Here is a 19,565-nt window from a genome sequence, read left to right on the forward strand (position 1 = left end):
CGGCTTTAAAATAACAGGGAGGCGGTTTCATGAAACGCGGATCAAATTGGTTTTTTATTGCTATGGTGGCCTTAGCAGGCTTGTATCTGGTCACGGCCATGATTACGAATCCCGCTGCCCTGCTCCAGCAGGCAGCAGTCATCGCCATTACCATTGCCATTATCTTTCTGGTGTTCCGTTATTTTATGAAAAAACGGATGGGGTCTGATTACAGCTCTTATTCCAAAGCGGTTAAACAAACGAAACGGGCCGCGCAGGAAAAGCCCCAGCCCCGCTCGCCTTCCAAAACGGTTACACCCATCAAAAAGTATGCCAAAACGAAGCCTTTCAAGAAAAAAAGTTCAAGTCACCTGACCGTAATCGAAGGGAAAAAGGGAAAAAAGAAAAACAGGGCCCTATATTAATAGGCCCACTGACGGAGAAACTGTTCCGTCGTCCTTCTGCCTAGCTCAATGAGAGCTAGCTTTTTTTCTTCCGTCAGATCAAACTCCGTCGTGAGGATATGATCTACCGGCAGAAAAACAATGTTTTTTTCATATTTACTCGCAATGTGCCGGGCATCATGTGCATCCTTCATCGTCTCGAACAATGCCCCATACAGTTCAATCGCATTCGTTATCCGGTTTGTCGGTCTCTCCTGCTCATTCGGAGTCAATTTGATCCCCAGCACAGGCCGCACGGGAAAAGGCTCTGAACCATACACCCAAATAGGGAAATTGCTCAGCACCCCGCCGTCCACGATTATGCAGTTTCCCTTATTGGAAGTAAGCTTGACCGGCTCAAAAAAGTACGGAAGACTGCTGCTCATCCGAACTGCCCTGGCTATAGAAAAATGCTCCGGAACAATCCCGTAAGATGGAAGATCATCCGGGAGAACAAGGATTTTTCCATTCGTTAAATCAGACGCGATGATCTTAAGGGTTCCTGGAGGAAGATCTCCAAACGTCGTAATCCCCTTCGCTTTAAGCTTCGCTGCAATCCAGTTTTCGAGCTTCTGCCCCTTGTAAAGTCCAAGACTCCAATAAATCGATATCCATTTAAGGAACCGCAGCGGAAAAAACGAAATCCGCTCATCCATCAGATCCTTCAAATCCAACTCTTCCAGCAAATCAACGATCTCATCACCCGTATACCCCGCTGCAATAAAAGCCGCAACAATCGAACCGGCACTCGTCCCCGCAAGCCGGGCAAAACGAAGGCCCCTTTTTTCAATCGCCTGGCACGCCCCCGCCATCGCAAGCCCCTTGATCCCCCCGCCTGAAAAAACCCCGTCAATATACACAGATCTCCCCCTCTATATGATCTATGGTTTATCCTATTGAACGCTGTCCCCTTTTGAAACTGCCGTGTTTACCATTTAAGCCGGGTTTTTCAGTATATTTCATTTTATGTGCTAAAACCGCGGCGTTATGTGCCGAACCGGGTGGTTTACGTGCCGGTCTTCGGCAGTTTCGTGCCGGAATATAGTGGTTACGTGCCAAACTCTTTTTACGTGCCAAAACAGCGAGGTTACGTGCCGAACCAGATGCCGGAACTCCCCGTCCACACAAACGATCTAAAATAAAATAAGCCGGTTCTTCCTCAAATGGAATCCCCGGCGGTTGCATGGCTTATACTGGATCGGTTTCGTTGCGCTTCTGTACGGTTTTTAATTCTTCAGACCGTTTGCTGTCTTCTTCAAAGTACTGGACAAGATCGCCGATCCGGTCGATGGCGTTCCAGCTGAGATGATGCTCAATTCCTTCTACATCATTGTAGATGATGTCTTCCTCCACGCCAATGATTCTCATGAACTGTTCGAGAAGCTCATGGCGGTAGACGAGCCGCTTGCCGATTTTTTTTCCTTTCGGTGTCAGGATAAGACCTCTGTATTTTTCATAAACAAGATATTCATCTTTATCCAGCTTCTGGACCATTTTTGTTACTGAGGAGGGGTGGACACCCAATGCTTCTGCAATATCTGAAACTCTGGCGTATCCTTTTTCTTCGATCAGGTTATAAATTTGTTCGATGTAATCCTCCATGCTGGGTGTTGGCATATCTATAAGTCCCTCCATTGCGTACCGTTCATTCTTTCAATAAACTAGTTTACACTTTATTGAAGGCTGTGACAAGGTTACTTCCCGTCATGCCAGGGTTTTTAGGTGAATGGTAGTAGATCCCGGCATAAGCTTCCAGCCATGCTGAACGCAGGCCCCCCCTTCTGACCTGCATCCTGCAATGTCCGCAGGCTGATTACTTTATGCTTCATATTGAAATATGTGCTGTTGCCGGACAAAGGCCAGAACAGCAAAAAAAAACTGCCGGATGCAGTATGGATCCGGCAGTTTCCTTCTATATTACAGACCGCACTTCAGCTGTGCACCGCAGCTCGTGCATGTGTTGCAGCCGCCTAGGTCTTCGACTGTGCCTTCACGGCAGACCGGGCATGTGTTGCCGACTTCATTTCCGATGGTCACATCGGTTGAGCGCAATGCGTTGATCGTGTCGACAAGGACGACCTTGCCTTTTTGCTGAGGAATTTCTTCCGCTTCCTCTTCGAAAGTATTTTCTTCGGCTTTAAGCGTAAGGACCTGTGAGTCACGGCTTCCGTCGACATAGACCGTTCCGCCTTTTGCTCCGCCTTTATACAAGCGTTCGTACACTCCCTCTACCTGTTTAACCGTGTAGCCTTTAGGAGCGTTAACTGTTTTACTGATGGAGCTGTCGATCCAGCGCTGAATGACGCATTGCGCATCCGCATGTGCTTCAGGGGACAGTTCCATTGCAGAAATAAACCAGTGAGGCAGGTTTTCCGGATCCGCATCCGGGTTTTGGTCCAGGTACTCCTGAACGATATCTGCTTTCACTTCAATAAATTTGCCGAGCCTTCCGCTTCTGAAGTAGGAGAAGGAGAAATATGGCTCCAGGCCTGTTGAAACTCCCGCCATCGTTCCAGTAGAACCGGTCGGGGCAACCGTCAGCAAGTGTGAGTTGCGGATTCCGTATTTCAGGATATCTTCACGGATGTCTTCCGGCATTTTTTTCATATATCCGGTTTCCGTGAACCTTCTGCGCAGTTCTGCTGTCTCTTCCTCAGTGCCTGTAAGGAACGGGAAGCTTCCTTTTTCTTTAGCAAGCTCCACAGAAGCGCGGTAGGCTGTCGCAGCAATCGTTTCGAATACACGATCCGTCAGTGCGTTTCCTTCTTCTGTTCCGTACTCTGTTTCACAGTAGATCAGCAAGTCGTGAAGGCCCATAACTCCAAGCCCTACACGGCGCTCGCCAAGTGCCTGCTTTTTGTTCTCAGCAAGAAAATACGGTGTTGCATCGATGACGTTATCCTGCATTCTCACACCGGTTTCGACTGTGCGGCGCAGCTTTTCGAAATCAACGGTCTTCGTTGTTTTATCGGCCATTTCCGCCAGATTCACGGCCGCCAGGTTGCAGACAGAGTATGGCGCGAGCGGCTGCTCACCGCACGGATTGGTTGCAACAACCTTCTGTCCGTATGCTTGGGCGTTTGTCATATCGTTCGCATTATCGATGAAGAAAATTCCGGGCTCTGCAGAATACGTTGCACAGACATTAATCAAATTCCAAAGCTCTTTTGCTTTGATTTTGCGGTACGTGCGCACTTTGTAGCCTTTTGCTTCCCACTCACGCACATCACCGGATTTATGCCATTCTTCATTATAAGCTTTCATGTCTTCCTTGCTGTAGCCCTCAACATCCGGGAATCTCAGATCATAATCCAGATCCTGATCCACAGCATTCATAAAATCATCCGTCAGGCAAATAGAGATGTTTGCCCCTGTAAGAAATTCGGAGTTGTGTACACTATAATGCCCGCCTGTTTTCAGCTTCATTTCAGCATCTTTGATGACTTTTTCAGGGAATCCCCCCGTACCCGGGATGGTTTTATAATTGACGATCCCCTGGTACATGTCCTGTTCTGACTGAGTGAAAGGAGTAAACTTCAGCTTTTCCCGAGCAGCCCTTTTAATAGACTCATCGCTGGTATTTTCAATGAGATAGCGCAGGATGCGCGGATTCTGCATCTTGGAAATAATGAATTCCACGATATCCGGATGCCAGTCCGCCAGCATGATCATTTGTGCCCCTCTGCGGGAACCCCCCTGCTCAACCAGGTGTGTCAGCTTCGCGATATCATCAAGCCAGGAGACAGATCCTGAAGATTTTCCGTTTACGCCGCGCGCAAGGGTATTGCGCGGACGCAGCGTGGATCCGTTTGAACCGACACCGCCGCCCCTGCTCATGATCTCCATTACCTGTTTGCGGTGCTCTGAAATCCCTTCTCGGGAGTCCTGAATAAACGGCATGACGTAGCAGTTAAAATAGGTCACATCCGTACCTGCACCTGCTCCATATAAAACGCGGCCTGCCGGAACAAAATTCATCGTCACCAGTTCATGATAAAATCTTTCAAACCATTCCTGGCGCTTTTCTTCCGTCTGTTCTACAGATGCCAGTCCGGTCGCATTTCGTTTCGCGATTTGCTCATAGTACACTTCCAGCGGCTTTTCGATTACGTCAAGCGAACGCACGATCAAGCCGGTCTCGATTTCTTCAGGCTTGTCCAGAGAATGGCGGTATTCTTCGTCAACGAGCACAGCAGCGGTTTTCGTATTCCAGTCAATTTCTTGTATGTACCCTAGTCCGCGGGCAGGAAATTTCGGATCTTCTTTAATTGTAAGCACGACAAAATCGCCGGAGGATAATGTGACTTTTTCCGTATCCTTAAATGTATAGCGGTCCAGCATAACGAGGCGGGATACCCCTTTATGCGTCATATGCATATCCTCTGTTACAGGATGAACCTGAGGAAACAGGGAAATGTCCTTGTTCAGCTTTTCCACGTCCAGCATCATTTTTTCTTTTAGCGAAGCGGGCATCATAACAACTCCTCTTTCAATAGTACTTAGTAAAAATATCATAGATGAGACCTATAAATCAACATATAGGTATTATTTTATTAAGAACAATACTAGATGTTGATTACAGAATCTTTATTCCCCCATTTGTCAAATAGAAAACAATCTAAAAACTTGAGGGAAAGGGAGAAAATAAAAGCTTTCTCTCCATAGCGCATTTAAAACAGATGAATTTGTCAGTTGCAAAAATCGACATAAAAACAACCACTGATAAATTAAGGAAAAAATTCTATTTTTTTCTTTCAAGGCAAATAAATTCTTTTATTTAGTATAGAACTGATGTTCCTTTAAAACATCAGGTAATTTTTACATACAAATTGAAAAAGCGGCTTTCGGCCGCCTTCCGCATCGTCAACGCTTATAATTCCATTCAGGGGTGTCGTATTTGCTTTCGGAAAGAGCCTGGACGTAATCCTCTTCTTCCGGGGTAAGCTCATACGGTACTAAATCAATGTTCAGCCCGGTCTCAAATCCCTGTTTAAAAGCCGTGCGTGCCTCTTCCATCGATACAGGGGCCTCACGCAGAGCATTGGCTGAAACGGCCTTGCTGCTGAAATTCCGCCTCATCCGTTCCTTGACCCGCTCACTCGGATACTTGAACAGATCAAAAAGCTTATCCTCATCTAAATCCAGAAGGATCGATCCATGCTGTAAAATGACTCCCTTTTGCCGGGTCTGGGCACTTCCTGCTACTTTTCTTCCTTCAACGACAAGTTCATACCACGATGGTGCATCAAAGCATACGGAGGAACGCGGGTTTTTCAGCCCCTGCTTTTCCTCTTCCGTTCTCGGAATCGCAAAATAAGCATCCAGACCGAGGTTGCGGAACCCTTCCAGAATCCCTTCTGAAATAACCCTGTATGCCTCGGTGACTGTATTCGGCATCTCGGGATGCTCTTCTGAAACAATCACGCTGTATGTAAGCTCCTGGTCGTGCAGCACACCTCTGCCCCCGGTCGGCCTTCTTACAAAACCGAGCCCGTGCCGACGGACTTCCTCAAAGTCGATCTCTTTTTCTGCTTTCTGAAAATAGCCGATAGACAGAGTGGCAGGATCCCAGCCGTAAAAACGGATGACCGGCGGAATCTTCCCTTCACTGTGCCAGTCCAGTAACGCCTCATCCAACGCCATGTTATAGGAAGGTGAGCAGCTGCCGGAGTCGATAAACCGCCATTTCTCTTTTTCCATACATTTCCCTCTTTCAGCCGTTAAGTCTAAAAAGATACTTTATCAGTCTATCAAATCAGGCAGAAGATGAAAACAAATTAAACCTTATTTCAAGTGACAATCAGGACAGCCTCTTATATAATTAATGGTATCGCTTAAATGTGCTATTACTTTATAAGGAGTCGAGTTTCATTGGAATGGATTTTACTGATCGTGATTCTAGCAGGGATCATCGCCTACACCCTTTTCACGTTTTTCTACCAGCGCAAAATACTAAAAACGCTCACGGAGGAAGAATTCCGCGCAGGCTACCGGAAGGCTCAGCTTATTGATGTCAGAGAGCCGAACGAATTCGACGGCGGACATATATGGGGTGCGCGCAACATCCCCCTTACCCAGCTTCGCCACCGCTACAAAGAAATCCGCCAGGATCAGCCTGTTTATCTATATTGCCAGAACACATCCAGAAGCGGCCGTGCTGCACAGCAGCTGAAAAAGAAAGGCTACACTGAGCTCTATACATTAAAGGGCGGCTTCCGCACCTGGACAGGCAAAATCAAAAAGAAATAAGCCACAACCGTCTGCATTCGCTGCAGACGGTTTTTTGTGTTTACCCTCTCATGGGCTGAGGGAAAAATGCCTGGTAAGGAGGCGGCTTGCAGATGGCATTTGACTATAAAGCAGATTTTGATTCAATCGACTTCAGGAAGAATCCTGAGCAATATAGAGTAGGACGCGGCGAGCAGGGTGTATTAATGGTGGAGCCCTATAAAGGAGAAATCCTGCCGCATTGGAGGTTCAAAACTCCGGAGATAGCAAAGGAGTCATCAGAGAAAATCTACAGCATGTACCTGGAATACAAAGAAAACGGTGACTTTCCGGGGATGGATATGGCGCGGAAATTCCTGCAGATGGGATATACGAGAGCAAGAAGATACGCCAATTACAAAGGCGGCAAAAAATATGGAAAAGACGGAGAAGTAAACGAAAGGAAAATCGACAAGGAAAAGGCAGAATCGGCCTCGATCTTTGAGGAGAAGTGGAAAATTGTCAGAGCAGACGAGGACTACTTAAAGCTTAAAAAGGAGCATCAGCGGAAATATGGATAAATAGGTGATTACAACGACAAACCATTGCTGTTTATACTGATGAACTCATTACAGGCAAGGTTTTAGCATCTAAATAGGCGGTTCAACGGCTTTCTGTACAGCAGCTGACCGCATCTAACAAACTTTATCTTCGAAACTTTCGGTATATCTTCGAAAATAATTATTTATCTTCGATTTTAATCAGATATCTTCGAAATATCTATTTTATCTACGATAATCATTTTATATCGATTATTCGACCCGGTTCGGCAAATTCCGCGACACCCGACTTATAGCCTGACTGTTCTGTTCTGAACTGCACTGCACACGAACAAACCCCCTCATCACACAGCAAAAGGCCGTTCCCGCCAACCGGGAACGGCCTCTTCTGCTTAGTTCGTTACTGGCTCTTTCTTTTCATACCGCAATACCGGTTTTCTCGCAGCGAGTGCCTCATCCAGCCTTTTGATGACTGTTGTATGAGGAGCCTCCTGGACGATTTCCGGGTTGTCTTCCGCCTCTTTTGCAATCTGGATCATTGCATCGATGAAAGCATCCAGTGTTTCCTTCGATTCCGTTTCCGTCGGCTCGATCATGATGCATTCCTCTACATTCAATGGGAAATAGATCGTCGGCGGGTGGTAGCCGAAGTCAAGCAGGCGCTTAGCGATGTCCAGCGTCCGGACGCCGAGCTTCTTCTGGCGCTTTCCGGAAAGAACAAATTCATGCTTGCAGTGCCTGTCAAACGGCAGATCGTAATAAGGGGCAAGCCTTCTCATCATATAGTTGGCGTTCAGCACCGCATATTCCGTCACAGCCTTTAAGCCGTCCGGCCCCATCGTGCGGATATAGGTATAGGCGCGGACGTTGATTCCGAAGTTCCCGTAAAACGGCTTCACCCTGCCGATGGCATCCGGGCGGTTATAATCGAACGTATACCGGTCTCCTTCTTTCACGAGCACCGGTTTTGGCAGGTACTTGATCAGGTCTTTTTTAACACCGACCGGACCTGATCCGGGACCGCCGCCGCCATGAGGGCCGGTAAAGGTTTTGTGCAGGTTCAGGTGGACGACATCAAAGCCCATATCCCCCGGTCTTGCTTTGCTTAATACAGCATTCAAATTAGCTCCGTCATAATAAAGCTTTCCGCCCGCTTCGTGGACAATCGCTGCCATCTCCAGGATATTTTCTTCAAACAGACCGAGCGTATTCGGATTTGTCAGCATCAAGGCAGCGGTATCGCGGCCGACAACTCTTTTTAAATCCTCCAGGTCGACGAGGCCCGTTTCGTCTGATTTGACCGTGACGGTTTCAAAGCCTGCCACTGTAGCGGAAGCGGGATTCGTACCATGGGCGGAATCCGGTACGATGACCTTCGTGCGCTCTGTATCCCCGTTCGCTTCATGGAACGCGCGGATCATCATGAGCCCCGTCCATTCTCCGTGTGCCCCGGCAGCCGGCTGAAGCGTCACTTCCTCCATTCCGGTGATCTCTTTCAAATGCTCCTGAAGATCGAACAATAGCTCCATCGCTCCCTGAACGGTTTCTTCTTCCTGAAGCGGATGGATGTGGGCAAGCCCCGCAAGCCGGGCCACATTTTCGTTAATTTTCGGATTGTATTTCATGGTGCAGGAGCCGAGCGGATAAAAGCCGGAGTCCACCCCGTGATTCCGCTTGGAAAGAGCCGTATAATGGCGCATGATATCGAGCTCGGATACTTCCGGCAGACCGGGTTCCGTTTTCCGGATGTAGCTCTCGGGAAGCAGGTCCTCAAGAGCCGCTTCCGGTACTTCCATATCCGGAAGGCTGTAGCCTGTGCGCCCCGGCTTTGTCAGTTCAAAAATGAGTGCTTGATCCTGATTATTCATGGCGATCCCCCAATTCTTCAACAAGCTGGTCGATTTCCTCTTTCGTCCGAAGCTCCGTGACTGCGACTAGCATGGTATTGGCAAGCTCAGGCTTAACGAGACCCAAATCATACCCGCCGATAATGCCCTTATTGATCAAACGGGCATTCACTTTCTTTACCGGCTCATTCAGCTTCACGGCAAATTCATTAAAAATCGGTCCGGTAAAAGCGATCTCCATTCCCGCCTCCTGGAAACGTCTCTTGGCATAGTTCGCTTTTTGAAGATTTTGCACGGCCATTTCCCTTACCCCGTTCTTCCCGAGCGCGGTCATCGCAACGGAAGCCGCCAGCGCGTTGAGTGCCTGGTTGGAGCAGATGTTGGACGTTGCTTTATCGCGGCGGATATGCTGCTCTCTTGCCTGCAGGGTTAAAACAAAGCCTCTTTTGCCGTTTTCATCGACAGTCTGGCCCACCAGACGGCCCGGCACTTTTCTCATTAATTTATTCGTGACGGCGAAATAGCCGCAGTGCGGTCCGCCAAAAGCAGCCGGAATTCCAAATACCTGGGCATCGCCGGTTACAATATCAGCACCGAATTCGCCTGGAGGCGTTAAGATGCCGAGAGCGAGCGGATTAGAGGATACGATCATCATGCTTTTGCCTGTATGTGCAAGCGGTTCAATCTCTGCGAGCGGCTCCACCTGGCCGTTAAAATTTGGATACTGCACGATAACGGCTGCTACATCGTCTCCCAATTCTTCTTCAAGCGCTTTGAGATCTGTAACCCCAGAAGAAGCAGGAATCTCGACGACTTCAATGTATTGACCCTTCGCATAGGTTTTCAGAACGTCCTTTGATTCAGGATTCACCGCTTCTGAAACGAGGACTTTCTTTCTCTTCGTCTGCCCGGCAGCAAGCATCGCGGCTTCTGCCAGAGCTGTGCCCCCATCATACATGGATGAATTGGCTACATCCATTCCGGTCAGCTCGCAGATCATCGTCTGGAATTCAAATATAGCCTGCAGTTCCCCTTGTGAGATCTCCGGCTGATAAGGCGTGTAGGCGGTATAAAACTCTGACCGGGAAATTACATGGTCCACGATGACCGGCATGTAGTGGTCATAAACGCCAGCGCCGAGGAAGGAAGCGTTCTGGCGCATATCTTTATTTTTTGCAGCGAGGCTGCTGAGTTCTTTTAACAGGCTGGTCTCGGATTTTGCAGGCTTGATGCTGTATTCCCGGTCAAAACGCACCTTCTCAGGTATATCCTGAAAAAGCTCATCGATCGAAGCAGCGCCGATTACGCTCAGCATTTCCTTCTGGTCTTGTTCCGTCATTGGCAGGTAGCGGTGATTCATTTGCTTTTCCCCTCTCTCTTATGCTTTCGGACGTTTATAAAACGGAGTTTGTACGACACGGGCTTTCAGCTGCTTGCCCCTGATCTCCACGGTTACTTCGTTACCCGGCTCACTGTACTCCGTTCCGATCAGCGCAAGGCCGATGTTCTTTTTCAGTGTAGGAGACTGGGTTCCTGTCGTCACTTCGCCGATCCGGATTCCATCCTGATAAACCGGATAGCCGTGTCTCGGGATTCCTTTATCGATCATTTCAAGCCCCGCAAGCTTTCTTGGAGAACCGTTCTCCCTTTGCTGAACGAGCGCTTCTCTCCCATTGAAGGTGCGCTCTGATTTCGTTTTCACGGCAAAGCCGATTCCTGCTTCAATCGGACTGATATCCTTTGATAGCTCCTGCCCATACAGCGGCAGGCACGCTTCAAAGCGAAGCGTATCCCGTGCTCCGAGTCCGCAGGGAAGGATGCCTTCTTCTTTTCCAGCTGACAGAATTGCACTCCACAAGTCCCCTGCATCCTCTGCACGGCAATAGAGCTCAAAGCCATCTTCACCTGTATAGCCGGTTCTGGAAACAAGCACACTCGCACCGGCGATTGTCACGTGGTTCTTGAATTTAAAAAACTTGATTTCATCCAGACTTTCATCGGTCAGCTTCTGAAGAATCTCCTGCGCAAGAGGACCCTGGATGGCAAGCAGCGCGGTTTCTTCCGAAAGATTTTTAATCTCTGTCTCTCCCTGGGCATGCTGCCTCATCCAGTCAAGATCTTTTTCAATATTTGAAGCATTGATCACAGCCATATATTCATTTTCAGCCAGTTTGTAGACAAGCAGATCATCGACTGTACCGCCATCCTCATAGCACATCGCCGTATACTGGGCCGCGCCGTCTTTAAGGGAGGCCGGGTCATTGGTCAGCAGCTTCTGCAGAAACGCAAGGCTGTCTTTTCCTTTTACCGAAACTTCCCCCATATGGGAAACATCGAAAAGGCCGGCTCTTGTCCGAACCGCTTCATGCTCTTCTTTAATAGAAGAAAACTGGACAGGGAGCTCCCATCCGCCGAAATCAATCGTTTTCCCGCCATACTCTTTATAGAGGCTGAAAAGAGGTGTTCGTTTTAGCTCTGACATGTGCATTCCTCCCTGAATTCAATACAAAAAGACAGACTCCACCAAAAATCTTTAGTGGACTCTGTCCTTGGCACCTGAAAGTTTACCCTGTCTGAACAGGGCTTTCCCCTTTGGCGGTTTACGTTCAAGTAAACTCTCTCCAGAGCTGCGTCCTGCAAGAGTCTTTTTGCCTGAGAGATTCACAGTTGTTTGCTCCTTCGGCGCTGCATACGGCTTCGCCGCTGCAGTCTCTCCCCTTGCAATCATCCGCACATATAATTCCAAATCATGGGTAAACTAGTAGTCAGCCTGATTCCCGTGAACGGACATGGACATAGGAGCAGGAATGACAGAATATGAAGCATTTTGTAAACTTTCTAACTACTTTACATCGTACCACCATCACGTTCGTTGAGCAATCCTATTTTTTCTTAATAATCGCTTCCAAAACACATTAATCATTCGTCTTTTACTTGATTATCAATTATTTCATACATAAAAAGAACATTCTCTCTTCTAAAAGTGAACAATATAGAAAGCCGGTGAATTCCATTGAAAAGGTTTGCAAATTTTAATGTTCCCATCACGTATCATCAGGAATGGAATGACGAACTGCTGCAGAGGCTTGATTCAGACGGACCGTGGGCCAACTGGGAGCTTTATAAGCTTTCCTATGAAATTCAGCAGCAGACGGCGATTCCTGATTTTGAAGGACTGCAGGCACCAAAGCACCTGCCGGAATTCCAGCCGCTTCCCCACCAGCTTGAAGTGGCCCGGAATGTCGTGGAAAAAATGAATGGAAAGGCGATTTTAGCAGATGAAGTGGGCCTCGGTAAAACGATCGAAGCAGGATTGATCTTAAAAGAGTACATGATTCGCGGACTTGTAAAAAAAGTACTGATCCTCGTTCCTGCCTCCCTCGTCTCCCAATGGGCCCGTGAACTGAACCAGAAATTTTATATTCCGGCCATCGAACAGCGCAAAAGCTATGTGTGGGAGCAATGTGATGTAGTCGTTTCTTCTATAGATACGGCGAAACGCAGTCCGCACCGGGAAATCGTATTAAATCAGCAATACGACCTGGTGATTATCGATGAAGCTCACAAACTGAAAAACAGCAAAACCAAAAACTACGAATTCGTTTTAAATTTAAAGAAAAAGTACTGTCTGCTGCTCACCGCCACCCCTATTCAAAACAGAATTGAAGAGATCTTTAACCTCGTTTCGCTCTTAAAGCCGGGCCATCTCGGAAATGAAGCGTATTTTACGGAAGTGTTCTCTGCCAAAAACCGGTCCGTTGAATACCACGAGCATTTAAAAGAGCTGATCAACAAAGTGATGCTTCGCAACCGGCGCGGGGATACAGGGATCGACTGGCCGAAGCGGATCGTCGAAACCGTGCCGATTGTATTCTCACCATCGGAGCAGCAGCTGTATGACGGGGTTTCCTCTCTAAAATCAGCCCTGCCCGGAGGTGTCAATACGTTTTCCATCATGACCCTTCAGCGGGAGGCGTGCAGCAGCCGGGAGGCGGTATATATGACCCTTCAAAAGATGCTGAACCGCCCGGAGGAAGAAGGCTCACCGATCCCGGTCCCTGTTATCCGGCAGCTGCTTGCTTCAGTTGACATGGTTGAGCAGAACAGCAAAGCAGAAAAGGTGCTGGAGCTTATACAGGAAATCGATGACAAGGTCATTATTTTTACAGAGTACAGAGCCACTCAGCTCTACCTGCAATGGTTTCTCAAGCAGCACGGGATTTCTTCTGTTCCGTTCAGGGGCGGCTTTAAACGGGGGAAAAAGGATTGGATGAAAGACTTGTTTAAAGGGAGAATTCAGGTTTTAATCGCAACAGAAGCTGGCGGCGAAGGGATTAACCTGCAATTTTGCAACCGGATCATCAACTATGATCTTCCATGGAACCCGATGCGGCTTGAGCAGCGGATCGGACGTATCCACAGACTGGGTCAGGAAAGAGACGTTCACATTTACAATTTGACTGTAAAAAACACGGTCGAGGAGCATATTTTAAAGCTTCTCTATGAAAAAATCGATCTGTTTGAAAAGGTAATCGGCCAGCTCGATGAAATTCTGACAAGGATGGAGATCACCAATTTCGAGGACCACCTGCAGGATATTTTGTTCCACTCCGCATCTGATGGGGAGATGAAGATTAAAATGGAAAACCTTACATCGATTCTTGATTACGGAAAACAGGAAGCAGATGAACAAAAAGCAGCCGGAGATATTCTTTAGGAGGAATGCAGTATGAAACAGCAGGAAATCCATACGCTGCTGCAGCGCTTTTTCCAAGCGAATCAATGCCCTGTCACGAATTCCGCACCAGGGGCCCTTGCCGTGCAGCTGACAATTGATATGGACAAAGAGCTTATGAACCGTCCGTTTTACTGGCACTATCTCGAAAAAACAGGCGGTGTGCCCAATCCGGCAAAGCTGACACTGCTCACGAATAAAGAAGCTGTGACCGATGAGGAGAAACCGGAATTTATCCACTTTGGTTCCCCGAGGCTGCATCAGATTTTTGATTCAGCCCGGAAGCTTGGCTCTTTCGCACGGATGTATGAGATGTCATTCGCTCAGAACGGTGAGGCCCAGCAGCCACTGCACCCTTGGCTTGCACTGAACCTGACTGTTTCCTGCCAATGTGATATGAAAAAGGACACTGTCCATTCAATCGGCCTGCACCTTATAAGCGGAGCAATCGTCGAAAATTTTCAAGGCAGGCTCAACCGGCTCATGCTCTCCCCGAAAATACCCGACATGCGGTTTACCCTCTCCCCCATCATTCTTCCGAAAAGCGGGATGCAGAGGATCCGCCTCTATATAGAAGAGAAAATTTCAGAAGAAGATCACACATGGGCTGAAGAAGCGAGGCAGCGCTGGAATGCCGATCTTATGCTTCTCCAGCATTTTTATGAAGATATGGAGGAAAAGCCCGAGGTTTACGAACTGGAAAAGGAAGCACTAAGAGAATTATACGAACCGTCCATTCATATAAATGTAAATAATGGGGGTCTTTTTTACCTGAATCCAAACAGTATATTTTAATTTTATCGGCAGAAAAATCAATTTATTTAATTTATTTTTGCTATTCGACACAATTCAGCACCATTTATCTAAAATTCATTTTATAATCATAGGGCAAAGGTTGCTCCTCTTTATTATGACTTTAGAATTAGTCGCAAGCAAAAATGGGATGGCTGGAACAGACAAAGGCAAACCTGTCGAAAGGCAGCGGCGCAAAGTTACGGGTCTTAGGCTGCAGGGATGCAGTGATGATCGCCGGACTGCCTGAAATACATAAGTATTTTAGGAGGAGAAAGGGATGGAAAAGCTTTTAGTAAAAGAAGAGATGGATTTGGAATGGAAAGAACTAATTCTTACGGCTCTTGATATGGGGATCAGCACAGAAGACATCCGGCATTTCCTTCAGAACGCAACTACTGAGAACTGATGGCCAGCTGTCGAAAAAAATTTGTCGATTCCGTTCGATTTACCGAAAACACCCCTTCGCTATATGCTATAATAAGCGTGGGAAGGTGATGTTATGATCGGAGAACGCATACGCAAATATCGCAAAGAAAAAAATCTTTCACTATCAGAACTAGCAGACCGGGCAGGCGTTGCAAAATCCTATCTAAGTTCGATCGAACGGAATCTTCAATCCAATCCATCCGTTCAGTTTCTGGAGAAGGTTTCATCCGTTCTTGGCATCTCTGTCAACACCCTGCTTAATGGAAACTCAGAGGAAGCCTACGCAAACCAGCTTGATCAGGACTGGGCTTCACTCGTCAAAGAAGCAATGGATTCAGGCATCACAAAAGATCAATTTAAAGAATTTCTGGAATTTAATAAATGGCGCATCAATCAGCCGAAAAAATAAAAGGCCTGGACACTGTCCAAGCCTTTTTTTCATCTTGATTCACCCTATTCAGCCAGATCCTTCAACGGTTTCTGCTTTTGTTTTTCTTCAATCTTTAAAATGGCCTGCCAGATTGCAGAAATTGAATAAATCAATAAAAAGATGCCTGGCAGAATCGCCGTCAAAGCCCCGCCTTCCTTCGTCCGCGAAAACTGGCTGATGTAGCCTGCGTACGGGACTGTAAACCCGGTATATTGGGCGACTATATTTTCAGCCGATACAGGAGCAGCATCCTCCCATTCATTATTATCGCCTTTTGTCCGGTAGATGGTTTGACCCCCGCTCTCGCTTTTCCCTGTAATTCTATGAGTGGCTAAATCATACTCGTCCATCCAGAACGTAATAACGTCCCCTTTTTCAAAACGGGTCATGTCGCCTCCCAACTTTACAGCAATCACGGAACCCGTCATAATACCAGGCTCCATCGAACCGGAGAGAACCGTTTTCAGCTGATACCCGAAAATTTGAGGCTCTCCCCCTGAAGCTTTAGATGAAAAGACAGCAAGTGCGAGCCCGATCATCAAAATAAATAAAACAACGGTCAGACCCCTGCTTATCAACTTCATCCTTCTTTCTCCACTTCGCCTGAATCTTCTTTATGCTGTTTCTCTGCTTCCACAACCTTGTCCTCCGACGCCTCTTCCGTTAGAGTTTCAGAGGCTCCGTCCGTCTTGTTCTCTGCCTCTCCATTATGATTCTTTGCTTCTTTATCAGCAGCCGGCTCGTTCTCTGCCTCTCTGGAATTCTGTAGTTCTTGATCAGTAGCCGGCGCATTCTCGTGCTGTTCTTCTTCTGGCCCCGGACATTCAGCGATGACCGCTTTTTCGCTCACTGTTTTTACAGGTGTGCTGCTTCCTTCATATCCTGGCCGCTGGTCGGCTTCCGCATGGTACGTTCCCGGTGCTTTTACAGTGATGGAAACCTTTTCTTTTCCATGCTCCGCTATTTTCTCAAGGGTCCCTTTTTCCACCCTTTCCCCATCCTTGAAAACCTGGAACGTGGTCGAATCGATCATCTCGAATCCGCTGTTCTCGATAGGAAAGGTGAGAGTGACCGGATCACAGGAATCTTCTCCATTCTGATTCAGTTCTGTGAAAGCAAGCCTGCTCCCGTCCCACCATGTGCCCATTTGAATACCCATTTCCTGTTCGGCTGTTTTGTTAAAATAGGCTTTTACCGGGGAGAATGTCAGGACCGTACCAAGCAGAACCGCTGCTGTGAAGCCCGTTATGCAAACTCGTGTGTTCGTCAGCTTCATCGTGCTCCGCTCCCTCCTCCAAGTCTGATCAGAAAATCGATATTCAAAAAAAGAGAAGGATGGGAATTTCCCATCCCCTCCCGATTATAGCTCTTGGCCTTTACCCTGGCGGCCATCAAATGTCCACTTCAGCTGCAGAGAATCACCCTGGAATTGATTTTGATCTTCGCCATTATCTACAAATTCAAATTGAACGACCATATCATCTGTAGTCCCTGCTTTTAATCCCTTTTTGTTCTCAAAAAGCGGAGTGAACACGTTGCTTGCCACTGCGTTAGGATCCATATCCTTCAATTCTTCAAGCGTCGTAGAATAGATGACATCATTCAGCTTGTCCGCGTTAAATAAGAAGTTTACTTTTATATGACTGCCAAGATCTTCTGTGTTAACAGGCTCGCCTTCTTTATTCACGACTGTATAGTCCGTTGTCAGCAAGACCTTTTTAATGTCCACCGTGCCATCATTTTGAAGCTTAAAGGTGCGTGTCATCCAGTCGCCCGGCGCCATATCTTTCACATTCACCACTTCAGTTGGAACCGCATTTAAATCAAGTGTACCAGCTGCAAATGAACTGGATGCTTCAGCCTTATCATTGAAATACGCATACGTTCCGCCGCCTACAAGCGATAATCCCAATACTGCCGATCCAATTCCAAGCCCTAATTTTGTCTTGATTCCCATTTTACATTCCTCCTGATTTTCTGTGTATGTGATTTCCCTGCTTACAGAGAAGCTCAACCAATTGTGTAAATATTCCGACAAAAATGCGTAGAAAGGAGGAAACCGGTGTCTGAAATAACTGAATATGTATAAGTTCTTAAAATCTTCCTTCTTGCCTATTTCAGTTTAGCAGTCACCGGGAGGATGCAAAAGGTTCTTTATGCCAATAAATCAGCACCTCCAAAGGAAGCATTTTCAGGTGATCATTCTTTTTCCTGAATATTAAAATAGTGGTAAATCAGGCTTTTCGCAGCTGCATGCCATCAGGCTGTTACTTTCAGTCCGGTTCAATGGACACCCGCATGAACTATGCCAAAATAAATAAAAACCTGGATATCCAGGTTCGGATTAGGCATATATGGAGTAAACGGATTCAACAGCGGATTCATTTCGGTTCTTATATGGATCCAGACGCGTCACTTTCGTCTGGGCACTTTCGAACAGAACACGCTGAAAGGTCAAGTCATTCGAACAGACGGGACAGATCCATTCCCCTGAACGGCAGCTGCTGTAAGAGGATTTGGCACAACGCGGACAAACCTTTTTATACATCATCATCTCTCCTAAAAAGTCACTTGTAATACCCAGGCGGAATGCATAAACAGGACCGCTGTATAGAGAAGACAGGCTGTATAGGTTACTCCTTTTAGAACCTTAGTTGTCTTTAAAGGCAACACCATGACCATGCTCAGCAGGATGATGGAAAACATAAGCTTCACACCGATAAATGCAACGGGACTGTATTCGTAAATTCCCCTCATGAGCGGATTGGCTTCCTTGATCAGCCCAAGCTCCAGCCCGGCAAGCGTAATCAGCATATCCAGGGCATTTACAGCAGCAAGATAGATAAAGGCTGTTTTCATTGAGCAGCAGTCCCTTCGGATGCAGGTAGTTACGCTAAGTCCTTTGCTTCATCCGGTTCCTCAAGCCTTGACAGCGCCCTCCAAATCACAATGCCGGAGTAGGCGATCAGCATCAGACCCGGCACAATAAACAGCAGGGCATTCCCTTCTTTAGACTTAGCATATTCAATACCATAGCCGATATACGGGACTGTAAAACCAGTAAACTGTGCGGTAACATTCTCAGCAAGAACCGGTTCGCTGTCAGCGTTCTTATTGTGATCCCCTTTTGTCGTATAAATTACGGCCTCACCGCTTGTCCTTTTCTCTACAACTCTATGCGTCGCAAGATCGGTTTCATTCATCTTAAAGGTAATCACATCGCCTGGCTCAAAACGTTTCATATTCCCGCCCGTCTTTACCGCAATAATGGATCCTGTTTTGATGCCAGGCTCCATTGATCCGGAAAGGACGGTTTTGAGCTGATAGCCGAAGAACTCCGGTGCCCCGCCTGATGCCTTGGACGAAATCACAAGCACAACCATGGCGAGAAGAAGAATAAACAGCAACAGTGACAAGGTCTGGCTGAGCAGTTTCCATACGATTCTCACTTTACCTCTCCTCCCTCGTTTCATCTGCAGGCTCTTCCTGATCCTGTTCAGATGAGACATCATCCTTTCCCTTTACGGGAATTTCCAGCTCAGTCTCAGCTTCCGGCTCAGAAGGATTTGCTTCCGCTGGTTCCTGCTGATCAGGTACTTCTGTCTTTTCATCCACCGTTTTTTCCGTATTCTCTTTTTCAGCTGGAGGAGGCGGACACTTTGCTACGCTTACATCTTTGCTGCGAATGCTGGTTACAGCTTCGTCCTTCCACCCAAATCCTGGCCGCTGATCAATCTCAGCCGTGTAGATTCCGGGCTCATTTGCCGTAAAGGCAATAGCCGATGACTGATTCTCCCTGACAATTCCAAGAGTCCCTTCTTCAGCAACCGCTCCATCGAGGTAAATGCGGTATGAAGTCGTACCAGCCATGGTAAACCCCTGGTTTTCAATTGGGAATTGAAGCTGAAGCGGATGGCAGTTCGTTAAATCTTTCTGCTCTGGAAAATCGGTAAAAGCTAAACGGCTTTCATCCCACCAGGACCCAGCTTGAATCCCAATGTTCTGATCCTGCTGAACGTTGAAATAGGCCTCTGTAGATGAACTGGAGAAGGATAAAAGAAGCAGAAGTGCATAAAACAGTACAGCTGTTTTCAGTACGATCTTATTTTTCATCTATACTGCGCCCCAATCATCTATTGGTAG

General features: G+C 47.2%; 21 protein-coding genes and 3 riboswitches. Of the genes, 7 read left to right on the forward strand and 14 right to left on the reverse strand.

Annotation, left to right across the window (positions count from 1 at the left end; translation table 11 throughout):
• Positions 1-29 precede the first annotated feature (29 nt).
• The gene (locus tag GKZ89_RS03055; RefSeq protein WP_155110875.1) at positions 30-404 is read left to right on the forward strand and encodes an SA1362 family protein; all 375 of its coding nucleotides are present in this window, start codon (positions 30-32) and stop codon (positions 402-404) included.
• Here GKZ89_RS03055 and GKZ89_RS03060 read toward each other — a convergent pair.
• The 4 genes from GKZ89_RS03060 to GKZ89_RS03075 all read right to left on the reverse strand — a co-directional run bounded on the left by GKZ89_RS03060 (position 401) and on the right by GKZ89_RS03075 (position 6,122).
• Entirely contained in the window at positions 401-1,282 is an 882-nt protein-coding gene (locus GKZ89_RS03060; RefSeq protein ID WP_162356401.1) for a patatin-like phospholipase family protein, read from the reverse strand. The two genes, GKZ89_RS03055 and GKZ89_RS03060, sit on opposite strands and share 4 nt — an antisense overlap.
• Before the next feature lie 328 nt (positions 1,283-1,610).
• A complete protein-coding gene (gene mntR / locus GKZ89_RS03065; protein WP_155110876.1) occupies positions 1,611-2,039 on the reverse strand; it encodes a transcriptional regulator MntR in 429 nt (142 codons plus the stop codon).
• Positions 2,040-2,339: 300 nt separating this feature from the next.
• A complete protein-coding gene (locus GKZ89_RS03070; RefSeq protein WP_155111107.1) occupies positions 2,340-4,895 on the reverse strand; it encodes a vitamin B12-dependent ribonucleotide reductase in 2,556 nt (851 codons plus the stop codon).
• A 390-nt stretch (positions 4,896-5,285) separates the two neighbouring features.
• On the reverse strand, positions 5,286-6,122 hold the full coding sequence (locus GKZ89_RS03075; protein WP_155110877.1) for a lipoate--protein ligase family protein: 837 nt from the start codon (positions 6,120-6,122) through the stop codon (positions 5,286-5,288).
• 171 nt (positions 6,123-6,293) lie between these two features.
• Here GKZ89_RS03075 and GKZ89_RS03080 point away from each other — a divergent pair, with 171 nt between their 5' ends.
• Both GKZ89_RS03080 and GKZ89_RS03085 read left to right on the forward strand, forming a co-directional pair.
• A complete protein-coding gene (locus tag GKZ89_RS03080; protein ID WP_430696598.1) occupies positions 6,294-6,671 on the forward strand; it encodes a rhodanese-like domain-containing protein in 378 nt (125 codons plus the stop codon).
• Between the two features lie 92 nt (positions 6,672-6,763).
• Positions 6,764-7,210: a DUF4385 domain-containing protein gene (locus GKZ89_RS03085; RefSeq protein ID WP_155110879.1), complete on the forward strand. Its 447-nt coding sequence runs from the start codon at positions 6,764-6,766 to the stop codon at positions 7,208-7,210.
• A gap of 371 nt (positions 7,211-7,581) precedes the next feature.
• Here the strand turns inward: GKZ89_RS03085 and gcvPB are convergent, their stop codons facing one another.
• Genes gcvPB through gcvT form a run of 3 tightly spaced genes read right to left on the reverse strand, consistent with a single transcriptional unit; the run spans position 7,582 to position 11,518 of the window.
• Positions 7,582-9,057 (reverse strand): aminomethyl-transferring glycine dehydrogenase subunit GcvPB, encoded by a 1,476-nt coding sequence (gene gcvPB / locus GKZ89_RS03090; RefSeq protein WP_155110880.1) that lies wholly within the window; start codon positions 9,055-9,057, stop codon positions 7,582-7,584.
• Positions 9,050-10,396 carry an aminomethyl-transferring glycine dehydrogenase subunit GcvPA gene (gcvPA, locus tag GKZ89_RS03095; RefSeq protein WP_155110881.1) on the reverse strand — a complete coding sequence of 449 codons (1,347 nt, stop codon included), beginning with the start codon at positions 10,394-10,396 and terminating at the stop codon, positions 9,050-9,052. The genes gcvPB and gcvPA overlap by 8 nt, the downstream gene beginning before the upstream one ends.
• Positions 10,397-10,414: 18 nt before the next feature.
• Positions 10,415-11,518, reverse strand: coding sequence for a glycine cleavage system aminomethyltransferase GcvT (gene gcvT / locus GKZ89_RS03100; RefSeq protein WP_155110882.1), 1,104 nt, complete (start codon positions 11,516-11,518; stop codon positions 10,415-10,417).
• A gap of 59 nt (positions 11,519-11,577) precedes the next feature.
• Positions 11,578-11,663, reverse strand: a riboswitch (glycine riboswitch).
• 3 nt (positions 11,664-11,666) lie between these two features.
• A riboswitch (glycine riboswitch) is annotated at positions 11,667-11,764 on the reverse strand.
• Positions 11,765-12,079: 315 nt separating this feature from the next.
• On the opposite strand from gcvT, the gene GKZ89_RS03105 reads away from it, so the two are divergent.
• The 4 genes from GKZ89_RS03105 (at position 12,080) to GKZ89_RS03120 (ending at position 15,401) form a co-directional block, all read left to right on the forward strand.
• The gene (locus tag GKZ89_RS03105; protein ID WP_162356449.1) at positions 12,080-13,753 is read left to right on the forward strand and encodes an SNF2-related protein; all 1,674 of its coding nucleotides are present in this window, start codon (positions 12,080-12,082) and stop codon (positions 13,751-13,753) included.
• Positions 13,754-13,765: 12 nt separating this feature from the next.
• The gene (locus GKZ89_RS03110) at positions 13,766-14,566 is read left to right on the forward strand and encodes a YqhG family protein (protein WP_155110884.1); all 801 of its coding nucleotides are present in this window, start codon (positions 13,766-13,768) and stop codon (positions 14,564-14,566) included.
• Between the two features lie 156 nt (positions 14,567-14,722).
• Positions 14,723-14,813, forward strand: a riboswitch (cyclic di-GMP riboswitch).
• A gap of 30 nt (positions 14,814-14,843) precedes the next feature.
• Positions 14,844-14,972, forward strand: a complete 129-nt coding sequence (locus GKZ89_RS03115; RefSeq protein WP_155110885.1) for an anti-repressor SinI family protein — start codon at positions 14,844-14,846, stop codon at positions 14,970-14,972.
• Between the two features lie 93 nt (positions 14,973-15,065).
• On the forward strand, positions 15,066-15,401 hold the full coding sequence (locus GKZ89_RS03120; protein WP_155110886.1) for a helix-turn-helix domain-containing protein: 336 nt from the start codon (positions 15,066-15,068) through the stop codon (positions 15,399-15,401).
• Positions 15,402-15,445: 44 nt separating this feature from the next.
• Here the strand turns inward: GKZ89_RS03120 and sipW (GKZ89_RS03125) are convergent, their stop codons facing one another.
• The 7 genes from sipW (GKZ89_RS03125) to tapA form a co-directional block, all read right to left on the reverse strand.
• Entirely contained in the window at positions 15,446-16,006 is a 561-nt protein-coding gene (gene sipW, locus GKZ89_RS03125; protein WP_155110887.1) for a signal peptidase I SipW, read from the reverse strand.
• Positions 16,003-16,698: a hypothetical protein gene (locus GKZ89_RS03130; RefSeq protein ID WP_155110888.1), complete on the reverse strand. Its 696-nt coding sequence runs from the start codon at positions 16,696-16,698 to the stop codon at positions 16,003-16,005. The genes sipW (GKZ89_RS03125) and GKZ89_RS03130 overlap by 4 nt, the downstream gene beginning before the upstream one ends.
• Positions 16,699-16,782: 84 nt before the next feature.
• Positions 16,783-17,379: a CalY family protein gene (locus tag GKZ89_RS03135; RefSeq protein WP_155110889.1), complete on the reverse strand. Its 597-nt coding sequence runs from the start codon at positions 17,377-17,379 to the stop codon at positions 16,783-16,785.
• 387 nt (positions 17,380-17,766) lie between these two features.
• Positions 17,767-17,970 carry a hypothetical protein gene (locus GKZ89_RS03140; protein ID WP_155110890.1) on the reverse strand — a complete coding sequence of 68 codons (204 nt, stop codon included), beginning with the start codon at positions 17,968-17,970 and terminating at the stop codon, positions 17,767-17,769.
• Positions 17,971-17,981: 11 nt separating this feature from the next.
• Entirely contained in the window at positions 17,982-18,281 is a 300-nt protein-coding gene (locus tag GKZ89_RS03145) for a DUF5658 family protein (RefSeq protein ID WP_155110891.1), read from the reverse strand.
• A gap of 29 nt (positions 18,282-18,310) precedes the next feature.
• Entirely contained in the window at positions 18,311-18,871 is a 561-nt protein-coding gene (gene sipW / locus GKZ89_RS03150) for a signal peptidase I SipW (RefSeq protein WP_338324886.1), read from the reverse strand.
• A 1-nt stretch (position 18,872) separates the two neighbouring features.
• Entirely contained in the window at positions 18,873-19,535 is a 663-nt protein-coding gene (tapA, locus tag GKZ89_RS03155) for an amyloid fiber anchoring/assembly protein TapA (RefSeq protein ID WP_155110893.1), read from the reverse strand.
• Positions 19,536-19,565: the final 30 nt, after the last annotated feature.

It is taken from the genome of Metabacillus mangrovi, from assembly GCF_009711125.1.
GTDB classification, from domain to species: domain Bacteria; phylum Bacillota; class Bacilli; order Bacillales; family Bacillaceae; genus Metabacillus_B; species Metabacillus_B mangrovi.